The organism is Haloarcula sp. H-hyl2, from assembly GCF_056934385.1.
Map to the genome: position 1 here is coordinate 133,714 of NZ_JBRIIJ010000005.1, position 17,100 is coordinate 150,813.

Consider the following 17,100-nt stretch of genomic DNA (forward strand, 5'->3'; position numbering starts at 1 on the left):
TTAGTGTGTCCACACAGTAAGAAAGTCAACTACCGAATTGATTGTTCCGCCGAAAATGTTCGGACTAACTCTATCGTGGTATCATACTCGTCGGTTTCGGACCTTCGCGACTGTACAAAGGCATCTAACAACGGGGATTCGGGACGATAATTCTCACTGGAAAAAGAGTGGTTTTCAGAGTCCTCAGTCCAGTGATGGTGAAGACAGCAACTGCACTGCGTCAGCAGCCACCGGATAGAACTCCGGGTTGTCTGTCCCAACCATCCGACCGAGTGTCAACCAGGCAGTCGTCCCTTCGGAGCCACACTGGATACATTGACCGACGAGTCAGGCTTCAATGCCTGAAGAGCCCGCGCTGATGTCAGCAAATCCCTCCGCGAGGAAGTCCGAGAGGTACAGTTACAAAAGCTCTCGTCGGTAAACTGCCAGAGACCGCTCACACCGATTTCCCGCGTCCCGTCGACACTCAGCCAGGCACCGAGATCGACGTGGCGGATTGTTATGGTCATACCCTCTGTTTCTCTGTCTGAGTACTGTCTACGTCGACAGTCACAATACTGTCCGTCATCTCGGTCAAGAATCAGTCTGTCCTGTCCGGAGTACGAGATGGCTAGTAGAGAGTTGAGTCATTCGGGCGTCCTCTCAGAGTAGAGATCGAACGCCGTATATGCGAACGCCTGCTAGAGGACTCGTTCGGGATAGGGACGCGAAGTGAGATCAATATCCAGCTTTGCTGATAGTGCCCCATCATTGAGTTCGCCGGCTGCTGTCGGTACCGGCAGCGGGTTCGGAACCTCATCGAGGGTCAACCCGAACGACGGGAACAGCCGGAAGGATGCTCCAGCAGGATGGTGTATTTCGCGCAGTCTAGGATACCGGACCCCGAGCTTCGGTTGTACTGTCTTCGAGTCGCCCTCGTTTCGACCGCCTCGATGGACTGTATGCCGAGCGTGGTCTGCTGACGTTCTTCCGTGGAGGTCGTGTATTCGCCCCTTTCACGCGAAAATGTACCCTGTCAGGGTATGTTAGACTGACTAGAAGAACAGTCGGCGGAGTATACGATTCGACACGTACCGTCGACGACTCACCGCCGACCGTCCCGTCGACGACGATAGTTACGCCATCCTCTGTCGTCGAAACGAGGGACGGGAGTCGACATGCAGCATACTGATGCCGCGGAGTTCGTCCGTCGTTGCACATACGAATTTCCAGTCACTTGGGAGAGAGAAATCGGAGCTACACGTTCCGCCAGTAGAAGACTCGGTCGTATCCGTCTATGCGGTAGGGGACTATACCCGGGAAGAACTTGCAACCGTACCCCGTTGGTTTCACTTCAGGGTGTTCGGCTTCATTTCGAGATCGGGATCGTACGAACGATTGGTGGTGCGACCGCGTCGGTCGGTAGCTGCCGCCACGTGACAGCATTCGTGTCCCCAGTCGATGTCCCTGTTTCGTCCATCATGCAAGTGGTTCAGTTGGGTATCTCGCTCTCAGAATGGTGCATCGGCGCCGTAGCCTCGACTTGACCCGCCAGTTCCCTGTGAACACCCGGAGCCACCACCACGTTCTGTTCCCTCGCTTTCCATCTCCGTAGTCTCAACGCTGTCACCTTTGTCCATCTCGTCTAGACTCTCGTTGATTTCGTTTGCCCGGTGGTGCATCTCGTCTACACGGACCCGAACGATGTCGAACTCATGCCAATCTGCCAGTCCGTTCCAGGCACGGAACGACCCCTTCGTAAGCGTATCGCTCTGTGGACAGAATGGCGTCGTCGGGGTGAACTCCGCCCGGAGAACTGACGGCTCTTCCGAATCGCGGGCGTATCGGTACCCAGAGTTTCGATGACGAGTGTCGAGGTTTAGACGGGCAAGGTTGTATCCGAAGGTCATGTCGTAGACGCCGCGTTCCTCGAAGATTTCTTTAGTCACTTCGTGGAACGAAAGATGCTCTTCGCCTTTGAGGACGTCGTGACCGTCGAGGAAGCGACCCGGTTCGGGAATTGTTTCCGGAACGAACTCGTCGTATGTCTCGAAGAGGTCGCCGTCGTCGTCGCTGTTACCGAACGGGGAGCTGAATCTAACCATACGTCATCTAATCTACCGACTACCACAGATGTATCCCCCAATATGTTCGAGTGGTGCTATCCTCCTCGCTTAAGCGTAGCACCATTCGTCTTTAGCTAATCCGAGGACCGCGTGACAGCAGTGGCTTATCGGGACAACTATTCGAGAGGAATGAGGAGGCGGTGTCTGTGCACGACGACCGCTCCTCACCTCGAACAGTGAATCGGCTCACTACCCTCTTTCCATCGGCGGTGCTTGAAGAGCACGCCGAGGAACTCGGCGTGGTCGAACGGGACGGCAAGCTCCAGATTGCGGCTCTTGTCTGGGCATTCGTGTTCGGTTTCGCCGCCGGCGAAAACCGAACACTCGCTGCCTTCAGACGGTGCTACAACAGCACTGCCGACAAGACGCTCACCGCCGGTGGCTTCTATCAGCGGTTGACGCCGCTGCTGGCAGAGTTCTTTTGCGACCTCGTCGAGTGACGCATCGACGAGGTCGCTGTCCCACACGGTCAGTGACGAATTCGACCGATTCAGGGACATTATCGTTGCTGATGGCACGATTTTGCGGCTTCACGAGTTCCTTGTCGAGGAGTTTCAGCCCCGGAAAGGGGAGCAGGGTGGAGCGCGGCTCCACCTGCTCCACAACGTCACCGACCAGACCATCGATCAGTTCAGCATCACCGACGAGAAAGCGCACGACAGCACCGAGTTCGACACAGGACTGTGGCTGGAAGGACGGTTGGCGATACTTGATCTGGCGTACTTCAAGTACCGCCGCTTCGCGCTAATCGACGAGAACGGCGGGTACTTCGTGAACCGCCTGAAAGACTGTGCAAACCGGGTGATAACGGACGAACTGCGGGAATGGCGCGGTCGCGCCATTCCGCTGGAGGGCAAAAAGATCCAGGATGTGGCTGACGACCTGCAGCGTCAGTACATCGACGTTGAGGTGGAGGTCTCGTTTTAGCGCCGCGAGTACGCGGGCACGCAGTCGTGGGATACTAAGCGGTTCCGCGTCGTCGGCGTCCGCGACGAGGACGCCGACGACTACCACCTGTACATCACGAATCTCCCGCGAAGCGAGTTTCTCCCGTGTGATCTCGCAACGATCTACCGCTGTCGCTGGGAGGTTGAGTTGCTGTTTCGTGAGCTGAAGACGCGGTACGAACTCGATGAGTTCGATACGACAAAAAAGCACATCGTCGAGATTCTGGTGTACGCAGCGCTGTTGACGTTGATCGTTAGCCGAACGCTGCTCGATCTGGTTACCGAATACGCCGACGATGACGCCGTCTTCCCGCCAGAACGCTGGGCGGCGACTTCCGGTCGCACGCCCACTCATCCTCCACGACCTCGGTCAACATCTCGGCTACTCGCCACCGCCGCTGTTAGAACGGATGGCTGAAGACGCCCAGAAAATCCATCAGGAACGACCGATCCTCCAAGAGCGACTCGCTACTGCCACGCAACAGGGGGGAGAGTGTTAGCTAAATACAAATGAGCGTAGCACATTGTTGATTTCAGAATGTTACTCGGAAAGCGTGTTTGTGGCGTCTTGGCCCAGTTTTCGGTATATACTGGAGATAGAAGGATCTGAGATACTGCGTCAGCTTATCCTTAGAGATACCTCGGCGTGGCTCTCGCAGGTGTTCACATGGACCTCGTCGTCGGAGTATTCACCGACGCCATATTCCTCCGGGTGAACGCTGAGAAAGAGGTCAAGGTTATATGGTACCTGTGTGCCAGATATGATTGTATAGAGAGGATCGCTTAAAAAACAGATGTAGTTCCCAGCCAGCTCTGAGAGCTATGTGGTTGACTAGTCGGGTTAGGTATTTGTGGCAGGCGATTGAATTCTATTTTATGCTCCGGAACCTATTAACGGCAATTTCTGGCCGAGGGAGGATGACCAGATATGAATGTCGTCAATGTGGGAGTTCGCTTGATAGCAACCGGAGGCGCTGTCCAGAGTGTGACTCAACAGAGATTGCTAGTTATCAACTATGACTCAGACAGGCTATGCGCGATACTGATCAACCACCCCTTCCAGAGTGGGTCCAGACCGCTTACCAGACACTTGAGACAGCGTATAACTCCGGCACTGACGAGCTATCTAAAGCGGCAGCACATGAGATACTTCTCACAGAGGACGAGTATATCGAGGATGAGGGTGATGCAACATACGTTCTTGACCGCTTACTCGAACGGGGCTGGCTCTACGAAGTCAATGGCAAACTTCGTAAAACTGAGTGACATAGACCTGTCTGCGTTTGCGGCCTCGGCTCACCGCTGCAAATCAATACGTCTCTGTACTGAGCAATACTCACTCTCTCACAAAGCCTGTTAGAAGGCCTCCAACTATGTCGGGAGTTGTTTTGCAACCCTGGTCGGCGCGCAAACAAGTACGCTATTCGGGCGTCGCTATGAAATTAATAATGTGCTCCAGATGAGCGATAAATTATAAACGGTCTAAGTGTATATACCATACATGAGCCAAACAAGCGAAGAGACTGATGACGCTGTACGTAGCCCGACCGATTTTAAAGTTGGCCGAGTAATCGACGAATACGGGTTGAGTGGGCTAGACGAGGAACTCAAGGCACGCTGGACAGGAACCGGGGGCGAACGAACGAGTCTTCGCGATCTCGCAGATATCATCAACAAACGTATTTTGGCCGAAGAACTGAGCGAAAGTGGATTAAACCCTATTCAGAACGAAATCGAGACGAAATACCGGGCGTTGAGAGATGACGTTAGTGCCGGTGTTAAGACAGACGTAGAAAACGAATTGCGACACAACGATATCGACGTGGCTGAGCTGACATCGAACTTTGTCACCCACCAGGCTGTTCACACATACCTTACTGAATACCATGATACAGAGCTTGAGAAGCCAGATGAGTCAGAGAAGGTCGAAAATGCCATCGAAACAGTCCAGCGCCTCCAGAGCCGTACACTCGCCGTCACGGAGAATACTGTCTCGCGTCTCCGAAAATCGGATCAACTATCGACGGGTGATCTAGAGGTATTCGTTGATGTTAGCGTAATGTGTACTGATTGTGGACATCAATACGATGTCGGCCAACTCCTTTCGGAGGGTGGGTGTGACTGCTCTGGTGAAGTAACTGATAGATAACTGACTCGGTAATAAATTTGGATTTTTCTACTAATTGTTCGCTTGATGTTGGTAAATTCCCCGCCTGTAACCCGATGCAGCCTACCCCCACTACTGGGAGTCGTCGGGCACGACTGAAAGATTAGTCAGATGGATAATACTACAGAAATATTTCTTTCAATAGAAATCAATTCTGGTATTTAATCCGGTATTGTACGTTGGTACGTACCTTACTTACTCCTTTCTTATATATTCTAAAATGGGTCGCTTGTTCGATACGCTTGACATCACTGTGAGTATATCTAGCAGTAGTATTTAGTTGGAGTATTGTAACAGTAAGCAAAATTCTGGAGCCATATTTTGCCCGCTTACTATCTGACTGGATCAAAGTAGTCTGAAAACCGTGTTTTCGACGCTTTGACTATCGAAAAAGATGCTCGACGGTATTCTGATTTCAGAGGTGGCGTATCTGAAACCGAGGGGATAGTCCGTTGCAGTGCAGTTGAAGGTGTTTCGTAGCGTCGATAAGAAATTCAGGAATTGATCGTGCGTAGGAGTTTATCATACTACTATAGTTTTGTTACAGAGATGTGGGCAAAAAGGACCTGTCAGCGGTACCGGCATGGATAATTCTGGTTGATATATCTGGGCCGTAATCGGTCGCAGTGGGCCTACTGAAACGGGTTCACTGGCGTGACGGAGTTATCTGTCCCCGATGCCATTCTGATTGTCCAGTCAGAAGCGGCAGCAATGGAGAATTCCATCAGATATCTGACTTTTCATTATTTACACGCGCACGACAGAGATATATGTAGCGGCGACAAGCTACCATTTTCATCATCGCGGATTGCAGCATTTACTAACAGTACGTGATCTCGTCGAAAGCCACAGACCGACGATTCGACTTCTGCTGGCCGGCCCCCAGGTGTAGCCGTTGACCGTCTATATCGACGGCTTTTGAGCGTAAGAACCGGTGGCAAAGGACGATACATTTGAACGTGAATACGTCGTCCACGGCGACAGCGAATACGCCAGCGACGAGTGCACATTGATACTCAGTCGATCACATCGATGGCCATGTAATCTCGTCTGATGGCGGAGAACCAGACCGAACTGATCGTGGAGCGTTGTTGAAGCGCTAGTGAGCGTGATCTTCGGGATGAACCGTCGCTGTTGGCAGCGGACTGCCGCCGACGCGACAGTGTCGCCACTCACGACGGCTGTCCGGACCGGTGGACAGCTACCGGAAGAACCGGTCGTCAAGTGGTTGATTCACTGGAACAGCCCTACGCACACCAAGTGCTGTCTAAGCTGCGCGGAGCATCATCTCACAGAACTCTGTAAATGGTCACCTCCAGAGGCGGCGCCCCCCACGGCGGGGCGCCGCTAGGTTTCACACTCTTCCCAAGCAGACACTTTCACTCAAACTCCGATGTGATCGACTGCTACTTGCGAGAACTACGCGTCTCTAACGCGACGGTGAATCTTTCCCTACGAGGTATCTCCAAAGACAAGTTGGCGCTGTCTCTCAGAGCCTTCCAACTTTGTTAGAATTGTTTCGGAAATCAGTTCGAAATACGCTCAAACATGCTATTCGAGTGGCGGTGTGAAATCAGCAATGGCTACAGATGAGTGCTGATAATAGGACGGGGAACCGATGGCTGTCTCAGTTCCAATGCCGCTCGTCCCAGTGACTACCATAGAACGGGTCCGTGGTTTTCTCTAATAAATTAGTAAGATCCTTGAACCGAGCATCCCGTCGCTCGGCATAGTCGGGGTCCTGGATCCGGTTCTTTTCCTCACCTGGATCGTCATTTAGATCGTAGAACTCATCAGTTTCGAGGAGATTGAGAACTAGCTTATCCGTCTCAGTAACAAGCGCCCGAAGGGGAAGAAACCCGTTATCGCCAGTGCGATCGTTGGCAAAGGCGTGGTATTCGACTAGTGCCGAGTCTCGGTATGCCTCACCGTCTTCGAGCAGTGGTCGCATGCTCTTGCCGTCGATGTCTAAGTCGGCGTCTAGACCTGCTAAGTCGACAAGCGTCGAGCGGAGGTCAACGTGGGAGGTGATGGATTTACGGAGCTCACCAGCTGGCAGGGCAGAGGGATACCGGAACACCAGTGGGACATTGGCAGTTTCTTCGTATGCCGTAGCCCATTTACTATCCAGTCCGTGGGCGCCGAGGTGGTGGCCATGGTCAGAGGTGAACGTCACAATAGTGTTCTCACGGTCGTGGTTATCGACTGTCTCGAGTAGGCGGCCAATTTCGCTATCAACCCATTCCGCACAGCCGAAGTATACCGGCCGAGGAATGACGCCCGATTCCGGGTTCGATAGCGAGTCGATAAAGAATTCTCCGTTCAGGAATTCATCTGCACGGCGTTGGTGGTGGGCAGGCTTGTCTTCGAGCTCTTCGATTGTCTCGTAGTTGTCAGGGAGTTCAGGTGGGTCGTCCACATACCGTTCGGCGTATTCTGGTGGGCAGAGGCTTGGCTCGTGAGGTTCGTCGATCGAGACAACGAGAAAGTACGGTTGGTCGTCCACGTCCTCAATGAACTCGCGGGCCCGGTCGACGATACGACCACCCCAGATGTCCTCACGGGTGATTCCCTTATCTCGAAGTGCTTCCGGAGGGTGCTCAGCGTTGTAGTTGTCGAGCATTCCGTCAGACCACCACCAGTCGAAGAACTCGTCGCCCATGTCCTGACGGTAGTTTTCGCCGTCGTACCAGTACTCCTGCTCGTAGGGTTCGGGCGCGACGCCGTCGCCATGATAGTCACCGTCGAGGTGCCATTTCCCAACATAGGCGGTCCGGTACCCGGCTTCCCGAAAGGCGGTTCCCATAGTCTCAACACCCTGGTAGAGCATGACGTTGTTTGTCCAACTCCCGGCGTTATGTGGGTACTGTCCTGTAAACAGGCAACTGCGTGAAGGTCCACAGATGGGCGCACCGGCGTAGGCGTTCGAACAGCTAACACCCTCGTCGGCGAGTCGGTCGAGCGTTGGCGTATTGATGACGCCTTCGCCGGCGCCACCAAGATCACCAACGGCATTCAAGCCTTGGGTGTCCGTTACGACTAGGACCACGTTCGGTCGATCAGCCATACCTGAACAGGAAGTGATGACTTATCATAAAAATAGCGGGATCGATGGGAAAAGTTGTCCGCTCCGTGGTAATCTTGTGATTGACCACGCGGCAAAATTGGGCAGGAGTAAAGTTCGAATTATAACGATGGATTTCGCAATACCACACAGGATCGAAGAGAGGGGCTCGATCAACTGACGCCGACAAGTCGCGCAACCGACACAAAAGGGTCTCAATATCAACGCTGTTGTCAAGGGCGTCCGGAGCAACCGATTTGTCGTCGTGGCTGTCGGCGATAGGCCAGTAGTGAAACAATATGCCGATACTCACTATACCGATTCGTTGATGACGTACATCACCTGGGACAATATGTGGTACCGTTGTAGCTCAGAGTGGTCACTCTGTTCGCAAATCACTGGAGACGGGGGTGTGTTTATTATTCAAGGAACCCGTTTCTCACTATCACCGGCTGGAGGCTATTTTCTCCTGTGCGACTCACCACGAACAGTCTTAACCGGTGCGATCTCCGACCGATACAATGACTATGAATTGAATTGTGATCTCCTCCCTGATATTGCGTCATCGGTTCACTGTCAACATCGTTTGACGAGGGTAACGGGAGATCCCAGCTGTGATCCTGTCGGACTCAGCTATCTAAGAGGAACTCGGAAGCGTCGCGGAGGTCGCTGGAGTCAACTATCGTATTCGCTGCGGCCACAGCCGCATCTGGGACACGTTCGTCCGGGTGAAACAGGACTCCAGTGTCCGCTTCAACGAACGCTTCCGTATCAGTGTGTGAATCGCCAATATACGTTATATCGACGCCTGGCCGGTGTTCGCGAATCTTTCGTAGGATATCCCCCTTCTCCGACGGACCAACACCGACGTTGATTCCTGACAGTCGACTGTCCGAGAAACGAAGCATGTTCCCGTGGACAAATACAGGACTGTACTGTTCGAAACGGTGCGCTAAATCACCCACACCGGCACTGAGTACGCCGAATGGGATATTCTCGCTCCTCAACCGCTCCAGAACCGCCACTGCACCTCGCTTTGGCTTGACCGCACGCGTCGCTCGGTTTATATCTTCAGCCGTGACTCCTGCGTTCGCCCACACGTCTACTGTCGACCGGCACCACTCCGTAAACGTCATCTCCCCAGATTTGAACTCAGCCATCAGCTCATCACCGACTGGAGTGGTCCCGTAAAGTGTGTGCAGCAGGTTGAACCCATCTCGCTGTCGAGTGAGGGTGCCGTCCAAATCAAAAACAACGAGTCGTGTCATCTTACCGCTCGGCGATGACTTCAATCTCGACGTCGATGTCGACTGGGAGTTTCACGACTTCGACGGCACTCCGAGCGGGATATGGTGGGGTCATAAGTTCCCTGTAGACATCGTTGACCTCATCGTAATATCGAATATCCTTTACGAATACCGTTACCTTCACGACATCGTCTAGCGACGCATCGACCGCTTGAAGAATTGCTTCGACGTTCTCTAACGTTCGTTGCGTCTGTTCAGCAGGTGACCCATCGACGACGTTACCAGTCTTGGGGTTGACCGGACCTTGTCCAGAGACGTAGATGCGGTCCCCGCTCACGATTCCTTGCGAATACGGTCCGATACTTTCCGGTGCCTCGTCAGTAACAATCTCTCTCATTGTATAACTTCGTCTATGTCTGGTATTATAAGCATTTGGACTCTGACTAATAAGTATTGGCGGTCGACAAGAAGAAGTGTATAGTTACGCATAAAAAGCAAGACGGGTGGATTTCTTGGTATCCATGCCAGAAACCAGCCGCCTCAGCGGACATAGAGAGTAGATTGATTTGGATTTTATGGAGCGCGAGCGGACACCTGGGGTAGCGATGGACTGGGTATTCAATCGCACGTTGTGGGGCTTTCGCTGTCGTATACCGTCGAACGTTCTTGCGTAGCACATTGTTGATGGAGAGCAGTCTTGCGATTCTATGCTGAACTAGGCTCAACGAGAACGAACTGGTCAAGTGCTCAAACTACCGGGTTCAGTTATCAACCTACTACGGAACGCAGTATCAACACCTATGAAAATCTTGCAACGTGAGATAGCGGGTGACTGATAATAATCATTTGGGTGAGCTTCAGCTCACCCGAATGGACAGAAGTGAATCACCAGATAGCGGTGGTCTTCGGCCGTTTCGTCGGCCGGTAGGCTGGGGACTCGTGATGGCGGTAGCGGTTGCTGTGCGGGCGAGAAGCGAACCCGTGTCTGAGCGATCCGGGAGATCGCTCAGACACTCACCTCCGGTGGATCGTATGGTTCCTTTCGTGTGAGCATACGGAAGATAGAGACCAGCATCTTCCGAGCTGTTGCGACGATAGCGATTTGGTGGTTTTTCCGCTCTTTCAACCGCGTGTAGAAGTTCCCGAAGTAGTCGTCGCAACGAACAGCAATGCTTGCACACTGGACGAGGGCCCAGCGCAACGGCGCTGAGCCCTCTTTACTGATGCCACCGCGGATCTCTTTGTCACCAGATTGGTGAACCGTCGGATCAAGTCCTGCATAGCTCACGAGTTCTTTGTCTTCATCGAACCGATCGATTTCACCGACTTCAGCAGTAATCACGGCAGCAGTAAATTGGCCAACACCCGGAATCGTCAGCAGCCGTTGGGCTGCTGCCGATTCCAGAACACGTTGTTCGATCTTCTCTTCGAGTGATTCAATTTGCTCATCGTAAGCGTCGATCACTGAGAGGTGTGCTTCGATGATCGTGCGATCGGCCTCGCTGAGCGAGAGTTCCTCCAGGAACTCTCGTCCGGTTGGGCCGAACAACTCGCTGTCGTACGTGTTATCGGTACGAGTGAGGACTGCTCTGATGCGGTTTTTCTCAGCAGTCCGCTCTTCGACTAACGACTTGCGCGTCCGGACGAGATCCCGCAACGTGCGGATCTCGTCCGGTGGCACGTAGCTCTCAGCGAGCATATCCGCCCGGAGCATATGCGCGAGTCTCTTCGCATCGACGCGATCTGTTTTGATCGTCGCATCGGCGATGATCCGGTTCTTTGATGGATTCACGAGGGTTACATCGAGATGCTCGTCGAGCATCTCGTAGATCGGGCGGTAGTTGCCCGAGGCTTCGATGGCAGCTTCACTTCCAGCATACTGTTCGGCGAGTTCGTCAAGACGGTCGTTTGGCAGGCGGCTCTCGTCTTGCAGGTTGCCGTCGCCGTTGACGACGGCAACCTGCGAATACCGTTTGTGGGTGTCGATGCCGAGGTACATACAACGCCTCCGTTGGGGCTGAACTGGCGTGAATCGGAGAGACACCTATACGTGCTCTGTGGCACAATTATCTTCATCCTTTCACAGCCTGGATCGGTCAATCTCACGTGCTTGATGCACCTGTTGATACGCGATCTCACTCAACCCCTGTTTCCTGATTCACGCCACAGGGGCTTCAAAGCAGGATTTTCATAGAGTCAATCTCCTTCGGAAGAGCGACAGTCGAATTACTCGACTGTAACTAGCAGACTAACTGGAGATTGGCTTCTTAACGTCGGACAACCTGATTAGTGCTTTCAAGTATAAGATCGACAAGAATAATTCTTCGACTGGCGGGCCCGCACAGTCAAGTGTAAACTACCCGGGTAACTCGGCGCAAGCGTTAGGTAGGTGCTCAAACAATCCTCCGGATATGGCCGAAGACAACCCTGCCTGTTGCACTGCTTCCCGGAGCAGCGAAAGGACTGTGAGAGCGAACGATGTGTCGATCAGTACTAACCCAGCGACCGACGACGAGGAACGCACAGATGGAATGGTACGTCTTGATGGTGGTAGTTTCCTGATGGGGACCGATGATGACGTGGGATTTCCGCAGGACGGTGAGGGGCCGGTCCGAGAGGTGGAACTTAGCCCCTTTTATATAGATAAGCATGCTGTGACGAACGCCGAATTTCTGGTATTCGTTCGCGAAACGGGCTATACCACTGATGCCGAACGCTACGGCTGGTCGTTTGTCTTCGAGGACTTTGTCACCGAGGTTGACCGGCAACACATTTTGGACTCGGTCGCTGAAGCACCCTGGTGGGTTGCTGTTGAAGGCGCGAACTGGCTCCGTCCAGAAGGCCCCAGTACCGACGTCATCGAGATGGATCGGCTAACTCATCCGGTAACTCACGTATCTTATCGGGACGCGGCCGCGTATGCCGAGTGGGCGGGCAAACGCCTCCCGACGGAGGCTGAGTGGGAGTACTCTGCCCGCGGCGGCTTAGAACAGAAGCGCTATGCTTGGGGAGACGAACTACGCCCCAACGGTGAGCATCGATGCAATATCTGGCAAGGGAAGTTTCCCGAGCTAAACACTGCAGAAGATGGATATACTGGGACAGCGCCCGTGGACGAGTACGAACCTAACGCGCACGGCCTCTACAACATCGCCGGAAATGTTTGGGAATGGTGTGCTGACTGGTTTAGTGCAGACTATCATACGACCAGCGCATATTCTAATACTAACCCGACTGGTCCGGACGATGGGGAGACTAGAGTGATGCGAGGGGGTTCTTATCTCTGTCACCATTCGTGGTGCAATCGCTACCGCGTAGCTGCACGGTCGAAAAACACGCCAGACAGTTCGACTGGCAATATTGGGTTCCGGTGTGCGGTTAATGTGGCGGAATGAAGCGCTGTTTCGGGATATTTATAAATATCAACCAAATTGTAGTATTTCAAACTGGAGCGCCATTGATATATGTGCCAGTGCCGCGAGGCGGACTGGGCTGGTCAGCTACATAGCTCAACAACTAACGATTGTGCGCCATTGCTGCCACACTGGTCGTTTCATTGGCGACAGGGGACCAAGCACTATTTGGCGATGGGTGTGGACAGCCGTATACGTAAATCACCTTAGTATTAAATGGAATGTATTTAATTAAGGCAGACAAGTGATGCGGGAGAATTTCTTGCAGGTTCATGGAAGAAACCGCCCGTTTCGTCAGTCATAGAGATTGGATTAATTTGGAATTTTTGGGCGCGAGCGGACACCCGAGCAAGCGACGGGGGTGGATATTCAATCGCATGTTACGGGCCTATATTTGTCGAATGTGGTCGGATTGCTCGATTATCTGGGTGTATAACGATCGAGGAAAGCAATCTATGATTGGGTCAAGAAGGCCGATCTACAGCCAGAATCCGGGAAAGCCTCGAATTAGATTGCGCTTGACGAAACAGTGATTCGAATCAACACCCAGCAATTCTGGCTATACGCTGATGCCGATTCAGTAACGAACTAACTGCTTCCCATCCGACTGTTTGCGACGACAACCACTGTTCTCACCGAAATCTTTCTCAACGAACTGCAGCGGAAACGCGAAGTCACAAATACAGAATTTCTCGCCGATGTTGGTGGCTATCTGACTGCCCTTTCATGACACGATTTGAGCGGTCGGCTTGACCACTGAATCCGGAGCCATCTCGGAAAGTGGTTCTAGACTGTGACCATGCGGATCCACCGCTTTCACTCTTACTGGAGGGCAGTCAATCCTGCGCGAAACAGTGGCTCCGACGCTTTAGACACCACTACAATCATGAACGACCAAATTAAATACTCGATGGCAAAACGCTTGGTGAGGTCATCCAAAAATAGACGGTGCCGACACGAATAATATGTTGTCGTAGAACCTTGCCATATGCAAAGTATCTCCACTAATACTGAACAAGACATGATTATACGCATAGGGATAGGGTTGAGAGGTTGAACCACACCCGATATTCAACTATAGTAGAATGTGATTCAGCTAAGAACAATCCGATGGCTTAAAACAACTCAGCTACTGCCACAACCAAAATTCATTTATCAAAACGTAGATATACATCTGTTTATGTATAATGGATATAAAATCTTATGGTCTATATGACTTCGTGACCGAGAATTACAGACCTATGTTTGTAATGACTCGGCGTGATTGTTCACGAGCGGAGGATTGTTCCTGAGCGTCTGAATTTTTCGGATGTCCAAGTAATGTGGAAAGGATCTCAGTCAACCACTGATAATATGAATAACTCAGCTACTGCTACAACCGAAATTAATCTACTCAAACGAAGACGGATATCCCTCCAGGCGATTGGGGAATAAAATACTATACTCCACATACATCTTCCAAGACAAAATTACACAACTATGTTTGTAATGGAGTGGGGGATTTTATTTTGACTTCCAATATATTTGCAAATGTGATTCTTGATACCTTTTTAATCAAGTCAGGTGTACCAATACTGAAAGACATTCACTATATCTGCGATCCCCCAACCTCATTATATAGGACTACTGGAGAGGCTAATAGAGAAATGTGCGGCGCCTATAGTATATATAACTTCTATTCAGTATTCCTGGATACTTCGATATTAGTCTTAGTTGAGTAGAGAGATCTGACAGGGTCCAATATCTGAAAATAGAGCAAGAATGAGATTAAAAGACTCTGAGACGGCGAATTAAAACGGTCTGTCTATAACCTCATGATCTCTCTTGGTCTGGGCAACTACAACATCCAGCAGCCTCAGAAACACCTTGATTACCTGTTCCGATTTGAGGAGCTCACCGTACTGGAATTAGGTGTATGTAATATTAAGCTCGATTATATTCGCTACACTTTGGAGCTTGTCAGGTAGCTCTTGCTGGAATCGTTCATCTTGGAATCGGCTGGTAGGGCCAGAGACACTAATTGCACCTTCTACCTCATCGTTGTTGTTGATTATTGGCACAGCAACACAGCGGAGTCCCTTGACTCGGGCTTCATCGTCCAGAGCATAGCCAACTTCACGGATATGCTCAAGTTTCTCGTGGAGCTCATCGGGGTCTGTTATAGTGTTCTCAGTCGAAGCAGGCATTCCATGCCGATCGAGAATATTCATCACCTGATCTTGCGGAAGATGTGCTAGAATCGCCTTGCCAAGGGCAGTGTTATGTAGATACACCTCTTGTCCAATATATGAGTCGGTTTTGACTGCATCCTCACCGTGCGCTCGGTGAACATAAAACCCCTTTCCATGCTCTTCAACCAACAGATTTGCTAGCTCTCCTGTTTCTTCGGCCAAGGTGGAGACTTCATCTTTTGCAATCGTGTAAAGACGCTGTTTGTGTTGGGCGTGTCCTCCCAGATCAAGTAGTTTTAGTCCAATCCGATACGATTTGCCATCTTTGATGACGTAACCATCTTCTTCCAACGTACTAAGGTAGTTATGTAGGCTGCTCTTCGATAAATCAAATTCTCTTGAAAGTTCAGTTACTGTAGCCTCATTTTTGACTTTGAGCTTGCTGAGTATTCGAAACGTAGTGTGAGCAGTTTTGACTCGGTTTCGTGATTTCTCATCGGCCATATCCACAGTATGCTGTTCCGGTGTTATAAATTTGAATGTATTTATACTGATACTTTTTCATTATTCCTATATTTGCTTTCGCTAATCCACTAACTGGTCCCCGCCCACCTTATTTAATATCCAGCTGTTGAACCCATCTATAATATAAGTGATGAGTTGATATCACTGAGCCCTATTGACTTTCGCAAGAAGCTACTGACAATTAGATTGTCTTACCGTGCGACCTTGCCTCGGTCTTCTGGTGAAACTCAGCTTTCTACGTTGAAGTGGTAGCGTGACGTAGGCGATAGCAAAGACGGGTGATGCCGATTAAGAATCTTCCTGTCGTGTACGCGCGTGTTCGACGACTTCGACTCGCTGTCACCAGCACAACGCCATTACGCCAAAACCTACGCCTTGGGCCTTGTTGCAGCCAGCAACAAGACCGCGGCGGGTATCGTACGCGAAGTTCTTCCAGCCAGCGGAAAACGAGCTCTCATCAAGTTCCTCACCGAGTATGACTGGGACGAACTCCAATTCAACCACTAACGTCTCGAGGAACTCCAGAAACACGGTGAAACGCGCTGGTCGAAGGATGGGTACATCATCTTTGACGACACGATCACCGAGAAAGCCGGGACGAAATCCCGGCGTCGACCACTTCTACGATCACGCCGAAGGTGACACTGTCTGGGGCCAAGATCTCATCTACGCCTCCTACGCTGACGACAAAACAGCCTATCCACTCGCCTTCCGCCTCTAAGAAAAACAGGATGAAGACGACCAAGACCACGACCACAAGTACGATCCCGCCCGTGAGATCGTCACTGAACTCGAAGAAGAGGTGGGTCTCTGCAGGTACACCTACCTCTTCGACTCTTGGTTCGCTCACGACTCCGGCCTGCCCGGACACATCGAATCCTACGGCAAGGACTGGATCGGCCTGCTCTGGAGCTATCGAAAGGTGACCTACGACGGCGAGGAACTCCGCGTCAATGCGCTAGCAGAGCGCATCGACACGGTCGAGCGTGATGTCGATGACGACACGGACCACATCTGGACGAAGAAGCTTCCGTCTCCCAGTTGGGAGACGTGAAGCTGGTCATCGCCGAGAAAGAAATCGACGCACCGACTGAGCACGTGATCCATTCCTACGGGATGCGGTGGCGCATCGAGACGCTCTTCGAGGACTCGAAACAGGATCTCGGTCTAAGAGACTGCGAGATGCAGACCGACGACAGTGCTAGTTGGCACTGGCACCTTCTATGGCTGCCTACAGTCTCGTTCGTCTTGATCCTGATTCTAGCGCCTTGGGGACAGTTCGCCCGAAGACGTCATCGTTTCGAGCGAACCTCGTAAACTCCCTGAAAGAAGCCCTGTACAACCTTCTCTCGTGGGTTTGGCACAATGATGATTGAAGCGTCGAAAATCTCATGGAAGAGATCGACCACCTCCTCGTTCACCCAACAGCCGAGGCTAACGTGCAAAGCTGAGCTGGTGAAA

General features: G+C 51.8%; 11 protein-coding genes and 5 pseudogenes. 6 read left to right on the forward strand and 10 right to left on the reverse strand.

Going from position 1 to position 17,100, the window contains the following annotated elements:
- Positions 1 to 183: 183 nt before the first annotated feature.
- From Hhyl2_RS20690 to Hhyl2_RS20700, 3 genes are all read right to left on the reverse strand, one after another.
- Positions 184 to 312, reverse strand: a complete 129-nt coding sequence (locus Hhyl2_RS20690; protein WP_483552714.1) for a hypothetical protein — start codon at positions 310 to 312, stop codon at positions 184 to 186.
- Positions 276 to 509: a DUF8134 family protein gene (locus tag Hhyl2_RS20695; protein WP_483552691.1), complete on the reverse strand. Its 234-nt coding sequence runs from the start codon at positions 507 to 509 to the stop codon at positions 276 to 278. Before Hhyl2_RS20695 ends, Hhyl2_RS20690 begins: the two co-directional genes overlap by 37 nt.
- A gap of 981 nt (positions 510 to 1,490) precedes the next feature.
- The gene (locus Hhyl2_RS20700; RefSeq protein ID WP_483552692.1) at positions 1,491 to 2,084 is read right to left on the reverse strand and encodes a DUF7998 family protein; all 594 of its coding nucleotides are present in this window, start codon (positions 2,082 to 2,084) and stop codon (positions 1,491 to 1,493) included.
- A 197-nt stretch (positions 2,085 to 2,281) separates the two neighbouring features.
- Here Hhyl2_RS20700 and Hhyl2_RS20705 point away from each other — a divergent pair.
- Positions 2,282 to 3,552 (forward strand): annotated as a pseudogene (locus Hhyl2_RS20705) (IS4 family transposase).
- A gap of 33 nt (positions 3,553 to 3,585) precedes the next feature.
- On the opposite strand, the pseudogene Hhyl2_RS20710 reads toward Hhyl2_RS20705, so the two are convergent.
- Positions 3,586 to 3,755, reverse strand: a pseudogene (locus Hhyl2_RS20710) (IS1595 family transposase); the annotation flags it as partial.
- A 329-nt stretch (positions 3,756 to 4,084) separates the two neighbouring features.
- On the opposite strand from Hhyl2_RS20710, the gene Hhyl2_RS20715 reads away from it, so the two are divergent.
- The gene (locus Hhyl2_RS20715) at positions 4,085 to 4,318 is read left to right on the forward strand and encodes a hypothetical protein (RefSeq protein WP_483552693.1); all 234 of its coding nucleotides are present in this window, start codon (positions 4,085 to 4,087) and stop codon (positions 4,316 to 4,318) included.
- A 235-nt stretch (positions 4,319 to 4,553) separates the two neighbouring features.
- Complete coding sequence (gene rdfA / locus Hhyl2_RS20720; protein WP_483552694.1) at positions 4,554 to 5,201, forward strand: rod-determining factor RdfA; 648 nt, start codon at positions 4,554 to 4,556, stop codon at positions 5,199 to 5,201.
- Between the two features lie 1,219 nt (positions 5,202 to 6,420).
- Here rdfA and Hhyl2_RS20725 read toward each other — a convergent pair.
- The 5 genes and pseudogenes from Hhyl2_RS20725 to Hhyl2_RS20745 all read right to left on the reverse strand — a co-directional run.
- Positions 6,421 to 6,570, reverse strand: a pseudogene (locus Hhyl2_RS20725) (ISH3 family transposase); the annotation flags it as partial.
- 276 nt (positions 6,571 to 6,846) lie between these two features.
- Complete coding sequence (locus Hhyl2_RS20730) at positions 6,847 to 8,286, reverse strand: sulfatase-like hydrolase/transferase (protein WP_483552695.1); 1,440 nt, start codon at positions 8,284 to 8,286, stop codon at positions 6,847 to 6,849.
- A gap of 626 nt (positions 8,287 to 8,912) precedes the next feature.
- Positions 8,913 to 9,551: an HAD family hydrolase gene (locus Hhyl2_RS20735; RefSeq protein ID WP_483552696.1), complete on the reverse strand. Its 639-nt coding sequence runs from the start codon at positions 9,549 to 9,551 to the stop codon at positions 8,913 to 8,915.
- Between the two features lies 1 nt (position 9,552).
- Positions 9,553 to 9,927, reverse strand: a complete 375-nt coding sequence (locus Hhyl2_RS20740) for a RidA family protein (protein ID WP_483552697.1) — start codon at positions 9,925 to 9,927, stop codon at positions 9,553 to 9,555.
- A 609-nt stretch (positions 9,928 to 10,536) separates the two neighbouring features.
- Positions 10,537 to 11,529: an IS110 family RNA-guided transposase gene (locus Hhyl2_RS20745; RefSeq protein WP_483552698.1), complete on the reverse strand. Its 993-nt coding sequence runs from the start codon at positions 11,527 to 11,529 to the stop codon at positions 10,537 to 10,539.
- Positions 11,530 to 11,941: 412 nt separating this feature from the next.
- Between Hhyl2_RS20745 and Hhyl2_RS20750 the strand changes: the two genes are divergently transcribed.
- A complete protein-coding gene (locus Hhyl2_RS20750) occupies positions 11,942 to 12,925 on the forward strand; it encodes a formylglycine-generating enzyme family protein (protein ID WP_483552699.1) in 984 nt (327 codons plus the stop codon).
- A 290-nt stretch (positions 12,926 to 13,215) separates the two neighbouring features.
- A pseudogene (locus Hhyl2_RS20755) lies at positions 13,216 to 13,667 on the forward strand (transposase domain-containing protein); the annotation flags it as partial.
- Positions 13,668 to 14,850: 1,183 nt separating this feature from the next.
- On the opposite strand, the gene Hhyl2_RS20760 reads toward Hhyl2_RS20755, so the two are convergent.
- The gene (locus Hhyl2_RS20760; RefSeq protein ID WP_483552700.1) at positions 14,851 to 15,618 is read right to left on the reverse strand and encodes an IclR family transcriptional regulator; all 768 of its coding nucleotides are present in this window, start codon (positions 15,616 to 15,618) and stop codon (positions 14,851 to 14,853) included.
- A gap of 315 nt (positions 15,619 to 15,933) precedes the next feature.
- On the opposite strand from Hhyl2_RS20760, the pseudogene Hhyl2_RS20765 reads away from it, so the two are divergent.
- Positions 15,934 to 17,090 (forward strand): annotated as a pseudogene (locus Hhyl2_RS20765) (transposase).
- Positions 17,091 to 17,100: the final 10 nt, after the last annotated feature.